The following is a 14,457-nucleotide window of genomic DNA, read 5'->3' on the forward strand; positions in this document are numbered from 1 at the left end:
GGAAATGCGATTCTCTAGCTCTCACACGACGAGAAGGGCTTCCATGACGGCAACGTTTCGGGGGCCTTTTTCTTTTGCGCGTTTTCCTTACTTAAAATGGTTCCGAAGTCTGTTTCTCGGCTTCAGTTCAAATCTTTGATCTTTCRCGCGTGAACCGCTCAGCCAGTGATGGCAGCTGCGCTTCGATGAAACGCAGGAATTCTGCTCCGGCCGGTGTATCCGCCGAAATACGGATATCCTTGTTCGTGCGCGAAAAGCTGCCAAGTGGTTCGCCTGCGGCGCCGGCAATCATCTTGCCGGCCTTCGACGGTGCGGCAGGTTTCAGGGCGTTAAAGGCGGCAAGAAACTTTTGATCGGATCCAAGCCGTCTTTGCGTAGCGGCCGAAAGCACGCTGCGCAGTTCATCGTGCAGGTCAGGCTGTTCGGAGAAAGCCTTTGCAAACTCCACCCACCTTGGACGACCGACCTTGGCTGCCCGACCAATTGTCTCGACGATATCGAGCGGAAGGGCGCGATAAACCGCTCGCATCCGTGCAAGCTCGGGATCGTCGATAGACAATGCCGCCTTGATATCACGAGGCTTCACATCGGCATCATCCATACGGCGGGCAAACAGGGTGCGCTCGATCCAGGTCAGATCCTGGCGATCGGCATTTTCAATACCCTGCGCAATGACAAGCTCGACGTCGGAAATCTCGACCTCGATCGCCTTGACCGGAATTCCAAGATCGCGCGCTGCCTGGAGCCGGCGATGGCCGTAGATAACCTGATAGCGATCGGGCGATGCTGGTGACTTGCGGACCTGGATCGGGACCTTCTGACCCTCGGACTTTATCGAGTTCCTGAAAGACTCGAAATCCGATGCATCGTCATCTGGAAGACGATCGGGAAAGGGAGAGGGATCGACCTTTGACGGGTCGAGCTCTCTGATCGCACCACCACCCGATTCAACAAGCGCCTTGAGGCGGTCACGTTCCGATTTGATGTCGTCGATCGCCCTGTGCGCCGCACCGATCACGCCGGCACCGACACGTGCAGTTGGTGCAGGTTGCTGCGGGGAGGCAGGAGCATCGGTCGCCAGCCGGTTTTCAAGTTCCGCCGACAGCAGGCCAAAATTGGCAACGATGGATTTACGCGATGACTTGTTGGTCATGTGCGTCCCCAGCTGGTGTTGATGAGTTTCACGACCGCTTCGTTGACGGCATCGACCGCCTCGCGTGCGCGTTTATGCGTGTCACGGCCGATCTGGCCCATTTCGAGTTCGTAGATCGAGCGCTTTGCAAGTCCTGCTGCCTCGACAGCGGTGCTTTCAATCAGCGTCGGAAGAAGCACATCCGTTCCGAAGAGATGGCGCATCAGCGCAACGACCTGAGACTGTGGTGCGTCGTTGGGATCATGGCGGGTAATGAGATAGCGGATGAAATCCTGATCAAGCTGCGCTCCGCTCTCATTGAGCACGCTTATCAGGTCCCCCATCATCAGGAGAAACTGGCTCATGGATGCGACATCGAGCATCGCCGGGTGTACCGTGATAATCATGCTGGTCGCAGCATAAATCGCACTCAGCGTCAGAAACCCGAGAGACGGCGGAGTATCGAGAATGACGACGTCRTAGTCCTGATCAACCTCGGCAAGAGCAAGCTTCAACCGTTCGAAGAAGATCGCTCCCGAGCCCGATTTCTGCGCCAGAACCCGCGGCGTTTCATGCTCATATTCCATCACTTCGAGGTTTCCGGGTATCAGATCGATCCCGTCGAAATAGGTCTTGCGGATGATATCGCGGATTGGCCGGCGCTCGGCGTCGTCGTAGCGAAGAGCAGCGTAGATCGTTTCGTTGGCACCAACGTCAAACTCAGGTTGCGCGCCGAACAGTGCAGAAAGCGATGCCTGCGGATCGAGATCAAGAGCAAGTACGCGGTAGCCCTGCAGCGCGAGATAATGCGCAAGATGGACGCAGGTCGTGGTCTTGGCACTGCCGCCCTTGAAGTTGGCGATCGCAACGACCTGGAGATGCTCGCCCTCGCGTCGGCGAGGAGAAAATCTCAGCGCTTCAGAAGGCTTTTGGGCGGCAAAGAGCTCGCGCAATTCATTGATCTGAGCAAGCGTATAGACACGATGGTTATTTTCCAGCCGGCCAGGGATCGGTCCACGGCCTTCGCTCGACATAAGTTTCAGCGTAGAATCGGGTATTGAGGTCAGCTTGGAGACTTCGTTGGTGAGGAACGGTCGCAGGCTTTTCTCCGACTTCGGAGGATACATGCGGGTGCGAAGGTCCTGCAACTGCTGAGACAGAAGACCCGCATGACGCATGATCTTGGCGCCCGCGTCTTCCTTCTGACCGCTCGTCATTTCTGCGTGTTTTGCTATCGCCATATTTTCCTCTTGGCGGGCATTCGCCGGTTTGCCGACCATCGTCCGCCAAAGGTACAACATGATTCTGTTTCGCCGTCCAGTTATTTACGGTTAACCGGATATTGACGTCCGTGGTTGACAGGGGAATAGAGGCGGCCATTTTATAAATTACAATCAGATACTTATAGAATGTTTCGGACATCCTGCCCCTTCGGCGGCAACTGCATTTTTGCTCGGCAATCAAGGTCATCAGCGTCGGTCGAAACGAGATTTTCACTGCAAAAAATCTACCCCATGGCGAATCGAACGACATTCGATCTCAAGAGGCAACCACTCGGCCATACTAAAAGGGGCCGGCTGCGAGCCGATCTATCGGATTCTGTCTGACCGAGGACCAGCGCCGTTTTTACGTTGGCGATAATAGTGACAGCGGATCGATCGGCGAGGGGCCGTCACAAAAGACGGAGGGATCAAAGCAGCATTTCAACACCGTCTACCGAGTCAAAGTGCTTCCCGCATGGAGGCACGTTCAACGATTTCGGTTTTCAGAACGACCTTGCGGACCGTCTGACCTTTGCCATTTAGCCGGTCGACCAGCAACCTGGCCGCCGTCGCACCGAGATCGTAGACGGGTTGGCGCACGACGGTCACGGGAGGCGTTGTTACAGACGTCCAATCCGCATCATGGAACGATACCAGCGACAGGTCGTCCGGGATGCTAAGCCCCAGTTGACGGTGAACCTTGAACACCTCCAGGCCGATTATACTGTCCGATGCAATGATTGCCGTCGGACGCTGCGCCGACTGGAGCATTTCGGTAACGATGCGATGCGTCTCTTGCTGCGTGACGGCACCGACCTGTACCCAGCTTTCCATGTTGGTCAGACCAGCCTCACAGCACGCACCAAGATACCCTTCGATGCGTCGCCTGACCGAACCGGTACTGATGTCGTCTGCACTGCGGAACCGATGATCCGGCGTGTCGCAGGCGGTTAAATAGGCGATGCGGCGGTGGCCGAGCGCAATCAGCCGGCGTGTAATATTCTCGGCGGCATGCCGGTCGTCGGCAATAACGGTGTCGACATCGAGCGTGTCGCTTCCACGATCGAGCAACGCGAGCGGCAGCCCCGAGCGAATAACCTCATGCAGATGCTCGACATCGTTTTCCTTGGCCGGCGAGACGATGAGACCGTCGACACGCTTGGCAAGCAGAGTGCGGATGGCCGCTCTTTCCGCAACGACGTCTTCACCCGAGTTAATGAGGATGACGGTGAAGCCTGCCTGCCGGGCAATATCCGTGATGCCTCGCACGGCAAGGCTGAAAAAGGGGTTTTCAATATCTCCCACCACGACGCCGATGGTGCCTGAACGACCTGTCGTCATGCTGCGAGCAAGCTCATTGGGGCGATAATCGAGGGACTGAGCCGCTGCCAGGACCGCCTCTCTCACCCGGTCGCTGACGGTTCCGTAGCCACCCAGCACGCGTGCAGCCGTTGCCTTTGAGACGCCGGCTTGGCGTGCGACGTCAGCGACTGTAACGGAAGGAGTTTTAGGTGGGTTCTTGTCCATAAGCGTTAGCCTTACAAGAGAACTTGACGACTGGCAAATGCGAAGATAACAATTGCCAATACCCAAAGAGACCGGTCTCTTTCTAATTGAGACCGGTCTCAAATATAAAAAGACTTCCGACATGCGAACTGCGTGGGCCGGGTAGGTGACGTCATGCCGCCGACCGGGTGGGACCCGTGCGCCTTGAATTTATCGCAGACAACGACACCAGAGGAGAAGAAACCAATGCAATTTACCCAAGCCTTAACATCCGCCTTCGCAAAAATCCGCGCGACCACGGCCGCGATCACACTCGGTGTCCTTGCAGGCGCGGCTACGCCCGCACTTGCCGACAATCCGCTTGGCCTCATCGATCCCGCCACCATCAGTGTCGGCACGATGGGCGATGCCAAGCCTTATGCCTTCACCACCGCCGACGGCAACTTTACCGGTTTCGACATAGAGTTGTTCCTCAACGTAGCCGAACGTCTTGGGTTCAAGAAGGAACAGGTGGTGTTCACCGGCCAGGAATTCTCGGCCCTGATGCCCTCTGTCGCCAACGGCCGCTTCGATGTTGCGGCCGCTGCGATCGGCACGACTGCCAAGCGCAAGGAGACCATTGATTTCTCTGATGGTTATCTTGCAGGTTTCTTGAGCGTCCTCACTTCGGAGCCAGGCATCACCGATGCAGCGGGTCTCAAAGGCAAGCGTCTCGGTGTGGTGCAGGGCACACTCCAGGAAATCTATGCCGAGAAGAATTTTGCCGGCACCGATCTCGTGAAGTTCCCGGACAACAATTCTGCCGTTTCCGCACTCAACAACGGGACGGTCGATGCACATTTCCTCGATTTCGAGGCTGCAAAGGACTATTCCGCCCGTTATCCGGCGCTAAAAGTCGCAGTCAACATTCCGAGCTTCGACGCGCCCGCCGGCTTCGTCATCCGCAAGGGTAACGACGCATTGCGCGAGGCGCTTAACAAGGGCCTGAAAGAGGCCATGCAGGACGGCACCTGGAAAAAGCTGCACGAAAAATGGTTCCCCGGCACGCCGATGCCGCAGGCATATCTTCCCAAGCAGTGATGCCACCTTCCGGTCCGGCCTTTACCGGTCGGACCGGCCTTTCTTTCAAGGGATATCCTGATGAACTGGCTTGAAAACCTGCGCCGTAGCTTCCTCGACTGGAATGCCATGGCCGAAGTGCTGCCGACCATGATCACCGTTGGTCTCAAGAATACGCTGATCCTGGCTGCGACCTCGACTGTGCTTGGCGTGGCCATCGGCATGATGCTCGCGATCATGGGCATTTCCCGCTCGCCCTGGCTGCGCATTCCCGCTCGTCTTTATACCGATATTTTCCGCGGCCTGCCGGCCATCGTCACAATTCTCCTCATTGGCCAGGGTTTTGCCCGCATTGGCCGCGAGCTCTTCGGTCCATCGCCTTATCCGCTCGGCATTCTGGCACTCAGCCTGATTGCCGGTGCCTATATCGGCGAGATTTTCCGCTCTGGTATCCAGAGCGTCGACCGTGGGCAGATGGAGGCCTGCCGGGCATTGTCGATGAGCTATGGCCAGGGCATGCGCCTTATCGTCGTGCCGCAAGGCGTGCGCCGCGTTCTGCCGGCCCTCGTCAACCAGTTCATCGGCAACGTCAAGGATTCGAGCCTGGTCTATTTCCTCGGGCTTCTGGCCTCAGAGCGTGAGATCTTTCGCGTGGGACAGGACCAGGCAGTGGTGACCGGCAATCTTTCACCGCTCCTGCTGGCAGGCGTATTTTATCTCGTCGTTACCGTGCCGCTTACCCATGTCGTCAATGCGATCGACAATCGTCTGCGGGTTGGCAAGCAGCGCCCCTCCGTCATCACCAGCGGACTGGAGGAAGTCAGTGAACTCGACAGTGCAGCTCGCGCGACTGGCGTCTCGTTCAAGGGCGGCAGCCTTGATGTGCGCCGTCTCGGTATGGCCTATGGCGATCTTGATGTGCTGAGGGGTGTCGATCTTTTAGTCAAGCCAGGCAGCGTCACCTGCATCATCGGCCCGTCCGGATCCGGAAAATCGACTTTGCTGCGTGGGCTCAACCGTCTGGTCGAGCCGAAGAGCGGCGATATTCTTATCGATGGCGAAAGCATTCTCGCAATGAAGCCGGAAACGCTGCGCCGCCGGGTCGGCATGGTATTCCAGCATTTCAACCTCTTTCCCGACCACACGGCGCTGGAAAACGTCATGCTGTCGCTTACGAAGATCAAGGGCCTGCCCGCAGCCGAGGCCGAGCGCATCGCCAAGGCAAGGCTTGCCGATGTCGGCCTTGCGAGCCGCCAGCACCACCGTCCGGGCGGTCTTTCCGGCGGGCAGCAGCAGCGCGTTGCCATTGCCCGTGCGCTTGCCATGGAACCGGAGGTTATCCTCTTCGACGAGGTGACGAGTGCGCTCGATCCGGAATTGGTCAAGGGCGTGCTCAACCTCATGGCCGAGCTCGGCACGCGTGGCATGACCATGGTCGTCGTCACGCATGAAATGGGATTTGCCCGCCGGGTGGCCGATCAGGTCGTCTTTATGGACGAGGGGCGCGTCGTTGAAGCCGGCACGCCAGAGGCAATATTCGACAACCCGCAAAGCCCGCGTCTCCAGCGCTTCCTAGCGGAAGTGCTCTGAGCGCCGGGAGGAGAAACCAATGACACAAACGATACGATGGGGTGTGCTCGGTTGCGCAGGCATTGCTGCCAAGGCGGTCATTCCCGCCATCCAGTCCAGCCGCCTGGGGCGCGTTGCGGCAATCGCCTCGCGCGATGCCGCGAAGGCGAAGGAGATGGCGGCCCGCTTCGGCATCGCCAAGGCCTATGGCAGCTACGAGGAACTGCTTGCCGATCCGGAAATAGACGCAATCTACAACCCTTTGCCCAATCATCTGCACGTGCCACTGACGATAAAGGCACTGGCGCAGGGCAAACCCGTACTCTGCGAGAAACCGATCGCGCTTGATGCCGAGCAGGCGAGGGTACTGGCAGCGGCACAAAAGGCGGCGGGCCTGCCGGTCGCGGAAGCCTTCATGGTGCGCCACCATCCGCAATGGAAAAAGGCGCGCGCGTTGATTGCCGAGGGGCGCCTCGGCGAGGTGAGGGCCATCCAGACGATCTTTTCCTATTATCTCGACGACCCCGGGAATGTACGCAACCAGGCTGATATTGGCGGCGGCGGTCTGTTCGACGTTGGTTGTTACGCCATCAACACGGCGCGGTTCCTGTTCGACGCGGAACCGGTACGGGCGATCGCCCTCATGGAGCGCGATCCCGTCTTCGGCACGGACCGGCTGACGAGCGGGCTGCTTGCGTTTCCAGAGGGAAGGCAGCTTGCCTTCACCTGTTCCACACAACTCTGCCTCACGCAGAAGGTCACGGTGCTTGGAACGTGCGGGCGTCTGGAAATCCCCATTCCCTTCAATGCACCAGCTGATGAGCCGACCATCCTTGTCTTTGATGATGGTCGCGATCTTGCCGGCGGCGGCCGCGAGGAGATCGCGATCGGGCCTGTCGACCAGTATCGCGAACAGGCCGATGCATTCGCCGAGGCTGTTCTCTCCGGCGGGCCACTCGAGACGGGGCTTGGCGACGCAATCGCGAATATGACGGCGATTGACGCGCTGTTCCGCTCCGCAGCCAGCGGTCGCTGGGAGATCCCCGATGCCTTACCCCCATCCGTATGACAATTGATTGAAAGCCAATTCCATGACCGACAACACCATCTCTTCGGCCGTCATCATCGGCGCCGGTATCTTCGGCGTTTCCACTGGCGTACAGCTTGCGCGGCGCGGCATTAAGGTGACGATCCTCAATGACGGGCCGCCGGCCAATGGTGCCTCCGGCCGCTCGCTGTCCTGGCTGAACTCGGCACGCATGCGCTCTGAGCCCTATCATCGGCTGCGCATGGCCGGCATCGACCGGTATCGCACATTCGCGGCGCAGAATCCCGGCGCAGAATGGCTTCGCTTTGATGGCGGGTTGACCTGGGACGCGGATGACGAGCGCAACGAGATCGACGCGGCCTATCGCCACGAAGTTTCGCTTGCCTATGATGCGCAGCGCCTTTCAGCAGCCGAAGTCGCCCGCGTGGTGCCCGGTGTCGACGCCGGCGCAATCACTCCACAGGGCGCAATCTACAATCCCGGCGAAGGCTGGGTCGATTTGCCGACGCTGATTGGTGTGCTGCTTGAGGAGTTTTTCGCACTCGGTGGCGTTCTGGTAACGGACCAGGGTGCTGCACGGGTGGTGATCGACGGTGGTCGTGTCATTGGCGCGCAAACTGCAAATGCTGTTCTCCATCGGGCGGATGCCGTCGTGCTTGCCACCGGTCCTGCCGTCCCGAAGATGGCTGCGGAAAGCGGACAGACCATTGCCGACGGGACACCGATCGCCCTTCTCGTGCAGACGAGGCCGCTCGCCCATCCCCTGCGCGCTGTTCTCAATACACCGCGCGTCGCCGTTCGCCCGGCGCCGGACAGCACATTCTCCCTGGATGCCGACTGGGCGGCCGATGAGGGTGTGACAGTGCGCGCAGACGGCAGCTATGATATCGACGATAGCGTTGTTTCAGAGCTTTTGGTTGAGGCTGCGCGGGTGATGGAAGGCAATCCGAAACTCGAGGTGGCTTCCATCGGCGTTGGTGGCAAACCGATCCCCGGCGATGGCGAGCCGGTGATTGGAGCCATCAAGAGTATTTCCGGTTACTACGTGGCCTTCAGCCACAGCGGCGCTACACTCGGCCTCATCGTGGGCGAGCTGCTCGCGTTCGAGGTTGCGACAGGCACCGAACATCCCATGCTCGCAACCTTCCGACCGGGCCGCTTCTCCCTGAATTGAGCAATGTCAGGCAGATATCGCCAAAATGAGCCGGCCGCCGCCGCGGCCGGCATTTTTTATTGATATGGAAACGCCCGTCCGGTCTCTTACATAAGGCTAATGCCCTTGTCGGCTGCACGGACCCTGGAGAAAACCTAGGGTTCAGAGATACAATCAGACCGTTGCCACGCATAGAAAAACCGGCACCACGCGGGCAGGAGTTGGCACCCTGCGTCGCGACGCGCCGCACAATCTAAAGGTGAGTTTGCATTATTTGAAAACTAATCGTTGACGCGACGACTTCTGTCCGTTATACATAAATCATCGATCTTTTGCTTGCCGAGCTTTGTCTACCGCGCGATTGGCACCGCGCTTTAAGCGAACTTCCATTTCAAAAATAGTCGGTTTCCTCGCTGCGCAGCATCAGCTTCGCGGTCCTACACTCTATGCTTTGAAAGGGTTCAACATGACCACTGGCACAGTAAAATGGTTTAATTCCACCAAAGGCTTCGGCTTCATCCAGCCCGACAATGGCGGCGCTGATGCGTTCGTTCATATCTCCGCTGTCGAGCGCGCCGGAATGCGCGAGCTCGTTGAAGGCCAGAAGATCGGCTTCGAACTCGAGCGCGACAACAAGTCGGGCAAGATGTCTGCTACCAATCTGCAGGCCGCATAAATCAAGATTTGCTTCCCTTTGACCACGGATGTACTGGCACTGTCGGAAGCTGCTTCATTAAGGTCAGGCGTTTTGCCTGGCCTTTTTCGTTTCGGTTTCAAGCCGAACCAATTGAGATTGCAAGAGCAGAAAAACAAAGTGGATCCGCCTTGCAGACGACGATCTGCCTCACCGGCATCCAGATGTTATTTTCTGTCAAAAGCAACCTTGCGGTAGTGTCGGAATACGGCGCTCACGCCCCGTAGACCGAATGGCTGCCAGCGGCACGTCTCGCCAAGAAGGCAGGCCACTGCTCCATCAGTCCGGTCATAAAACGCGCCAAAACGCGATGATCTCTCTTCCACTCATTATCAGGATATCCATGAAGAACGCCCGAAACAATGACGTCGCCGACCGTCGCGCCGCATCTACCGAAGCCAAAGCTGCTCTGCTCAATGCGTACCGCGCGGCAAAGACCGCTTTAGAACCTTCCAGGCTGGCAAGACAGGCAGAACGAGCAGCCATTGCCACAGCTCGAGAAGAGCGACGTCTTCAACGCGAGCGCACGAAGCTTGAGGAACAGCAGCGTATCGAGACCGACGCTTTGGAGCGCCAGGCAGCGATTGAGGCGGTCGCAGTCGCAGAAATCGAAGCGCGGGAGAGTGCCGAAAAGGCACGTATAGCCCGAGTCATTGAAGATGAGACGATGCGAAAGGCTGAACGCGACCGGCGCTACGCTAACCGCAAGGCAAGACAAGCCTAACCTTGCCCTTGCACGCCGACCCCACAACATGACGGCGTCATGCTGGTGACACTCTAACGAAAGCAGCCCCATGGCACCGGATAATAACGAGCTCCAGGCAATCAACACGTCGTGGCAAATCGCTATCCAGGAAATCCTGCGCATGGTCATTCGCGACATGTACCATGACGGTGGAGAAGCGAATTTCAAGGCCCATATAAAACGTATTGAAGAAGCTGCGGTCGACAGCATCCACTCCGATCTTCGACTTCGAGGAACCGACGAGTGGACTGAAGTGCTTGTAAAGGAAAGGGCGAGCAACTTCGTGACGACATTGCTGACGTCCTTCACTTACGACCGTGCCTGACCCCTGGACATCGGTTTCAACGAGGAACCGAGCCGATTTCCAAGGAGAAGTGCGCAACCTCCGAGTACGATTTTCTGATCAGGGTTTGGTTGAGGGATTGGCTTTTTCTCCTTTCTCTGTGCCAGGGTGGCCGAGCTGGCCTTAAAGCTGAAACTGACGTGCCCGATATTCCACATCAGTGGATCGAGCTCTCGGCTCCGTGAGAGCTAACAGTTTATTCAATCACGGTCTGTTCGATCATTTTGCCCATGCGGATCTGAGCGCGACTGGTGGCAGACCCTCGCAACTCGCCGCACTGTCAGCGGGCATTGAGGCAACGCAGCGAGCCACTTTCCTCGACCAGTAGACCAAGTGGAAAGACGTTGGTGTCGATTGACGCGTCAACGACCTGTTCAAGGCTGTCTGCCAGGGCGCGTGGACAAATCGCTGACAGCATGCGGACCTACCGGGTGTTTTAAAAGCAATGCTTGTCCCACGGTCGCGGCATGACGGTTATCTGCTAACCGCATTAGCCGCTATGCGACTAAGAACGCGGTTACTTCATCGGCCAAGCCAGCGAGAAAAGTGTGTCGATCTGGATGAGGTTCCGGGACATTTGGTGGCAATTCGTCCATGTATGTGAAATGGCCGGCATCGGGATCAACTTGGAGCGCCACAGATGCCTGGGCTGTTAGAACATCCATGAGAAAACGAGACTGGGCCGGGGGCGTGATTGTGTCCTTGGCTCCCACCCAGATTTTCATCGGCATCTTGATACGGTCAAGCGCACCTGGACGGCGGAAGAAGTCCGTTGGCGGAGCGAAGACTGCCAGTCGCTCGAGGCGTGGCGTGGAGCCTGTAATCAGTTGCTGCCCATCAAGGGTTTCTCCCTCGGCACCTTGAAGGGCGAGCATGGCCGTAGCTCCAATGGAATGCCCGATACCCACGATGGGGAGATTGCTGGAGGTGCATTCGTCTATAGATGCTTCGAGCCTGCGGATGCGCATGTCCAACTCGGCCTTGGTCGGCGCGATTGAGGTCAGCATTTCGAAGTGTGGTGCGATGACCGTGCAATTCCCGTTAGCCAAGGCCTGCAGCAAATGACGGTGGCGTGACGGATTACCGCCACGACCGACTGCGAACAAAGCAATGCACTTTGGGTGCTTGGCCTCGACCCGAGTAATGGTAAAGGATTCCAACTCATTGGATACGATGTCGGTATTGGATTCAATTTCCATATTTTCTCTCAATCATCAGAATGAGTTTATCATCGTCTTCCGCGATAAACGAAGCCAACGTATCTCATTCATTGAAGTCCTGACCAGTCAGCGATTCAACGGTGCTTTTTGGAGGCAGTTTGAACCAGAGCGACTTCATCGAAACAGATTGGTGCATTCTGATGGGTCTGTGAACGCTGGTGCCCCAGGAGAAAAAAGAGCGGGCGCGGCCCGCTCCCGTCCAAGGATTTAGACCTGGGCTTGGCCACCATCGGCAAACAGTTCGGCGCCGTTGACGAAGCTCGCATCGTCGGAGGCGAGGAAGAGGGTCGCCTTGGCGATTTCGTCGGGCTCACCGACGCGACCGAGCGGAATACGGGAAGCTAGGTAGTCRATCAGACCCTGCTGCTGCTCCTTGTCATCACCAGCAAGCTCCACAAGTCCGGGCGTGCGCGTTGCTCCGGGGGAAACGACGTTCACGCGTATGCCAGTGCCCTTGAGATCGAGAGCCCAGGAGCGGGCGAGGTTGCGGACGGCCGCTTTGGAGGCTGAGTAGACCGAGAATGCGGCCGTGCCCTCTGTGCCGGCGGTCGAACCCGTTAGAACGATCGACGAACCCCGACCCATCAGTGGCAGAGCCTTTTGAACAGTGAAGATGACCGCCTTCACATTGCGATCGAACGTGTTGTCAACCTGCTCTTCGGTGATTTCGCCGAGGGGAAGCATGCTGCCGCCGCCGGCGTTGACGACCAGGACATCAAGGCGTCCCTGTTGCGACTTCACCTGGGCGAAGACGTCGTCGAGTTCGTCGTTCTTTGCCGAGTCCGCCTGTATGCCGACGGCGCCGTGGCCGATCGCTGCGACGGCCTCGTCCAGAGCGTCCTTGCGGCGACCTGTAATGTAGACCCGGGCTCCTTCGGCTGCGAAAAGCCTGGCGGTCGACAGGCCAATGCCGCTCGTTGCACCGGTCACGATTGCAATCTTATTTGCTAGTCTCTTGGTCATTTTATTCTCCTAAGGCTGGGCGCGCGAAAGGGTCAGTCCGAATTCGCGGCCTGTTGACGGTCTAAAGCTATGCGGGAGGTGGCGCCGGCCTTGGGGCCTGTCGTCGCCGTCCGATGTACAGAACGTAATTCCTCAGCCCTGCAGGGAGAAGCCAGTTCGTATGGAGACATTATCCATCTGTATGGACAGTCTCCATCGCCGCGCCGCGCCTTGCGTCGACGCCTTCAAACACTTTCGCCGCCCAGTCCGAGAATGCCCGCAGCCGCGGGTTTGAAAATCTGTCAGCGGGATAGACCAGGTGCAGAACATGGTTTTCAGGCTTCCAGTCAGGAAGCAGTTCGATCAGCAAACCCTTGTCGATATTAGGTCTTGCCAGGAAACCGAAACTTTGGCCGATACCCAACCCGGCTAGTAACGCATTCAAATGCGYCGTGCTTTCGTTGAGGGAAATGCCGCTTGACATCGGCATATACTCGGTCTGCTCGTTGCCCCGCTGAAAGCGCAGCGGGAACCGTTTACCGGATGACGCCGAAAAATAGCTGACGACACGATGCGCCTGAATGTCGTCTGGATGCATCGGCAGTTCTTTTCCGGCGAGATAAACTGGCGCTGCGCAGAGCACGTAGTCGAGTTCGCATAGCTTCCTCGCCCTGAGGGATGAATCGCCAAGTGAACCACCACGAATGACGCAATCGATCCCTTCGCCAATAAGGTCGACAGATCGATCACTGACGCCGAGAAGCAGGTCTATCTGCGGATACTGGCGCTGGAAGTCCCAAAGGGACGGGATAAGGATCCGGTTCGCCAGGACAGAACCAATATCAATCCTAAGCCTTCCCTTGGGCGCGCTGCGGGCGCCGGTGACGGTACCGTCCATGTCGTCCAGATCCGCAAGCAGGCGAAGGGCGCGCTGGTGATAGGCAATACCTTCCGTGGTCATTGTCACCGACCGAGTGGTCCGCTCAACGAGTTTTGTCCCGAGATGTGCTTCAAGATCCTGCACGAGCTTGCTAACTGACGACCGTGGGAGATTCATTGTGTCCGCAGCCTTGGTAAAAGATCCGGCTTCGGCGACGCGAACGAATGTTCGTATGGCGAGTATCTGGTCCATGCAACGCCCTGCAGTTTAGATCTACGATAACCGACTATATCGGAACCGCGACCAAGACCATTTAATTTCTTGCTCTCAGTCGGTCGCGTGCCTCCCACAAGACCTCGAATGCTGATTGTCGCTAAAACACAGTCGACGCCATACAGCGAGGCTTGGCTTCTCTGTGCAGAGAAATCCGGTAAATGGTACGTTTTCGGCTGGTTTCGTCGCCCCAATCGCCTTGATAGTAAGGCGCGGCATGGCGGCGACACGCAAAATGCCATGCCGGAAAGACCGCACGCAGTCGATGACACCTATCCTTCGCAAATGCGCTGACTTGAGCGCTACCGAAGTGTGCATTTTATCGACGTAGATCGCTCGTCAGTCATTCATCAATCGATGCGGGGCGGTTCGATGGCTGGCATGCCATTAATACAGTGAAATGAGCCACACCCTCATATTCAATTCTGGTGAGGGAGAACGCGACTGTTTTTGTATGTCGGTCACGACAAACGAGCGACGTGGCGCCTAAACGCTTCGCTGCTCACTGGCACTGCCTGCTTAGTCCTTTGCGCCAGAGGGCGAATGCACAAGATTGGTTTCCTCAAAATGCCCTCACTTTGGAATTTGCATCTTTGATTATCTATGAAAACTATAGAAATTAAAGGTAACA

Annotated in this window: 15 protein-coding genes; 8 read left to right on the plus strand and 7 right to left on the minus strand. The window is 57.5% G+C overall.

Annotation, left to right across the window (positions count from 1 at the left end):
* Window positions 1–127: 127 nt before the first annotated feature.
* The 3 genes from repB to AB4Z23_RS26125 all read right to left on the minus strand — a co-directional run bounded on the left by repB (window position 128) and on the right by AB4Z23_RS26125 (window position 3,921).
* Window positions 128–1,153 (minus strand): plasmid partitioning protein RepB, encoded by a 1,026-nt coding sequence (gene repB, locus AB4Z23_RS26115; RefSeq protein ID WP_019567178.1) that lies wholly within the window; start codon window positions 1,151–1,153, stop codon window positions 128–130.
* A complete protein-coding gene (gene repA / locus AB4Z23_RS26120; protein WP_003518687.1) occupies window positions 1,150–2,433 on the minus strand; it encodes a plasmid partitioning protein RepA in 1,284 nt (427 codons plus the stop codon). Before repA ends, repB begins: the two co-directional genes overlap by 4 nt.
* Window positions 2,434–2,853: 420 nt before the next feature.
* Window positions 2,854–3,921, minus strand: coding sequence for a LacI family DNA-binding transcriptional regulator (locus AB4Z23_RS26125; protein ID WP_141193934.1), 1,068 nt, complete (start codon window positions 3,919–3,921; stop codon window positions 2,854–2,856).
* A 225-nt stretch (window positions 3,922–4,146) separates the two neighbouring features.
* Between AB4Z23_RS26125 and AB4Z23_RS26130 the strand changes: the two genes are divergently transcribed.
* The 7 genes from AB4Z23_RS26130 to AB4Z23_RS26160 all read left to right on the plus strand — a co-directional run bounded on the left by AB4Z23_RS26130 (window position 4,147) and on the right by AB4Z23_RS26160 (window position 10,493).
* Window positions 4,147–4,980: an ABC transporter substrate-binding protein gene (locus AB4Z23_RS26130; protein ID WP_025591769.1), complete on the plus strand. Its 834-nt coding sequence runs from the start codon at window positions 4,147–4,149 to the stop codon at window positions 4,978–4,980.
* A gap of 60 nt (window positions 4,981–5,040) precedes the next feature.
* Window positions 5,041–6,549, plus strand: coding sequence for an amino acid ABC transporter permease/ATP-binding protein (locus AB4Z23_RS26135; RefSeq protein ID WP_013637619.1), 1,509 nt, complete (start codon window positions 5,041–5,043; stop codon window positions 6,547–6,549).
* A gap of 19 nt (window positions 6,550–6,568) precedes the next feature.
* The gene (locus tag AB4Z23_RS26140; protein ID WP_323687007.1) at window positions 6,569–7,597 is read left to right on the plus strand and encodes a Gfo/Idh/MocA family protein; all 1,029 of its coding nucleotides are present in this window, start codon (window positions 6,569–6,571) and stop codon (window positions 7,595–7,597) included.
* A gap of 22 nt (window positions 7,598–7,619) precedes the next feature.
* Window positions 7,620–8,750, plus strand: a complete 1,131-nt coding sequence (locus AB4Z23_RS26145) for an NAD(P)/FAD-dependent oxidoreductase (RefSeq protein ID WP_333711642.1) — start codon at window positions 7,620–7,622, stop codon at window positions 8,748–8,750.
* A gap of 445 nt (window positions 8,751–9,195) precedes the next feature.
* Window positions 9,196–9,405: a cold-shock protein gene (locus AB4Z23_RS26150; protein WP_003519318.1), complete on the plus strand. Its 210-nt coding sequence runs from the start codon at window positions 9,196–9,198 to the stop codon at window positions 9,403–9,405.
* A 361-nt stretch (window positions 9,406–9,766) separates the two neighbouring features.
* Window positions 9,767–10,147: a DUF6481 family protein gene (locus AB4Z23_RS26155; protein WP_003519316.1), complete on the plus strand. Its 381-nt coding sequence runs from the start codon at window positions 9,767–9,769 to the stop codon at window positions 10,145–10,147.
* A 70-nt stretch (window positions 10,148–10,217) separates the two neighbouring features.
* Window positions 10,218–10,493 (plus strand): hypothetical protein, encoded by a 276-nt coding sequence (locus AB4Z23_RS26160; RefSeq protein WP_003519315.1) that lies wholly within the window; start codon window positions 10,218–10,220, stop codon window positions 10,491–10,493.
* Between the two features lie 298 nt (window positions 10,494–10,791).
* On the opposite strand, the gene AB4Z23_RS26165 is transcribed toward AB4Z23_RS26160, so the two are convergent.
* The 4 genes from AB4Z23_RS26165 to AB4Z23_RS26180 all read right to left on the minus strand — a co-directional run bounded on the left by AB4Z23_RS26165 (window position 10,792) and on the right by AB4Z23_RS26180 (window position 13,805).
* Entirely contained in the window at window positions 10,792–10,929 is a 138-nt protein-coding gene (locus AB4Z23_RS26165; protein WP_333675123.1) for a hypothetical protein, read from the minus strand.
* A gap of 79 nt (window positions 10,930–11,008) precedes the next feature.
* Complete coding sequence (locus AB4Z23_RS26170; RefSeq protein ID WP_333711640.1) at window positions 11,009–11,710, minus strand: hypothetical protein; 702 nt, start codon at window positions 11,708–11,710, stop codon at window positions 11,009–11,011.
* A 228-nt stretch (window positions 11,711–11,938) separates the two neighbouring features.
* Complete coding sequence (locus AB4Z23_RS26175) at window positions 11,939–12,694, minus strand: SDR family NAD(P)-dependent oxidoreductase (RefSeq protein ID WP_080802218.1); 756 nt, start codon at window positions 12,692–12,694, stop codon at window positions 11,939–11,941.
* A 169-nt stretch (window positions 12,695–12,863) separates the two neighbouring features.
* On the minus strand, window positions 12,864–13,805 hold the full coding sequence (locus AB4Z23_RS26180) for a LysR substrate-binding domain-containing protein (RefSeq protein WP_441361045.1): 942 nt from the start codon (window positions 13,803–13,805) through the stop codon (window positions 12,864–12,866).
* Window positions 13,806–13,913: 108 nt separating this feature from the next.
* Between AB4Z23_RS26180 and AB4Z23_RS26185 the strand changes: the two genes are divergently transcribed.
* Window positions 13,914–14,120 (plus strand): hypothetical protein, encoded by a 207-nt coding sequence (locus tag AB4Z23_RS26185; RefSeq protein WP_162706824.1) that lies wholly within the window; start codon window positions 13,914–13,916, stop codon window positions 14,118–14,120.
* The last annotated feature ends 337 nt before the right edge of the window (window positions 14,121–14,457 follow it).

This window comes from Agrobacterium sp. MCAB5 (genome assembly GCF_052114365.1).
In the GTDB taxonomy this organism is placed as follows: Bacteria; Pseudomonadota; Alphaproteobacteria; order Rhizobiales; family Rhizobiaceae; genus Agrobacterium; species Agrobacterium tumefaciens.

Bases quoted from the DNA above. Each gene is read 5' to 3' on its own strand.
- AB4Z23_RS26140 (WP_323687007.1), top strand. From the start codon at position 6,569: ATGACACAAACGATACGATGGGGTGTGCTCGGTTGCGCAGGCATTGCT.
- AB4Z23_RS26130 (WP_025591769.1), top strand. From the start codon at position 4,147: ATGCAATTTACCCAAGCCTTAACATCCGCCTTCGCAAAAATCCGCGCG.
- AB4Z23_RS26160 (WP_003519315.1), top strand. From the start codon at position 10,218: ATGGCACCGGATAATAACGAGCTCCAGGCAATCAACACGTCGTGGCAA.
- AB4Z23_RS26185 (WP_162706824.1), top strand. From the start codon at position 13,914: ATGCTGATTGTCGCTAAAACACAGTCGACGCCATACAGCGAGGCTTGG.
- AB4Z23_RS26170 (WP_333711640.1), bottom strand. From the start codon at position 11,710: ATGGAAATTGAATCCAATACCGACATCGTATCCAATGAGTTGGAATCC.
- AB4Z23_RS26155 (WP_003519316.1), top strand. From the start codon at position 9,767: ATGAAGAACGCCCGAAACAATGACGTCGCCGACCGTCGCGCCGCATCT.
- AB4Z23_RS26125 (WP_141193934.1), bottom strand. From the start codon at position 3,921: ATGGACAAGAACCCACCTAAAACTCCTTCCGTTACAGTCGCTGACGTC.
- AB4Z23_RS26135 (WP_013637619.1), top strand. From the start codon at position 5,041: ATGAACTGGCTTGAAAACCTGCGCCGTAGCTTCCTCGACTGGAATGCC.
- AB4Z23_RS26165 (WP_333675123.1), bottom strand. From the start codon at position 10,929: ATGCTGTCAGCGATTTGTCCACGCGCCCTGGCAGACAGCCTTGAACAG.
- AB4Z23_RS26150 (WP_003519318.1), top strand. From the start codon at position 9,196: ATGACCACTGGCACAGTAAAATGGTTTAATTCCACCAAAGGCTTCGGC.
- AB4Z23_RS26145 (WP_333711642.1), top strand. From the start codon at position 7,620: ATGACCGACAACACCATCTCTTCGGCCGTCATCATCGGCGCCGGTATC.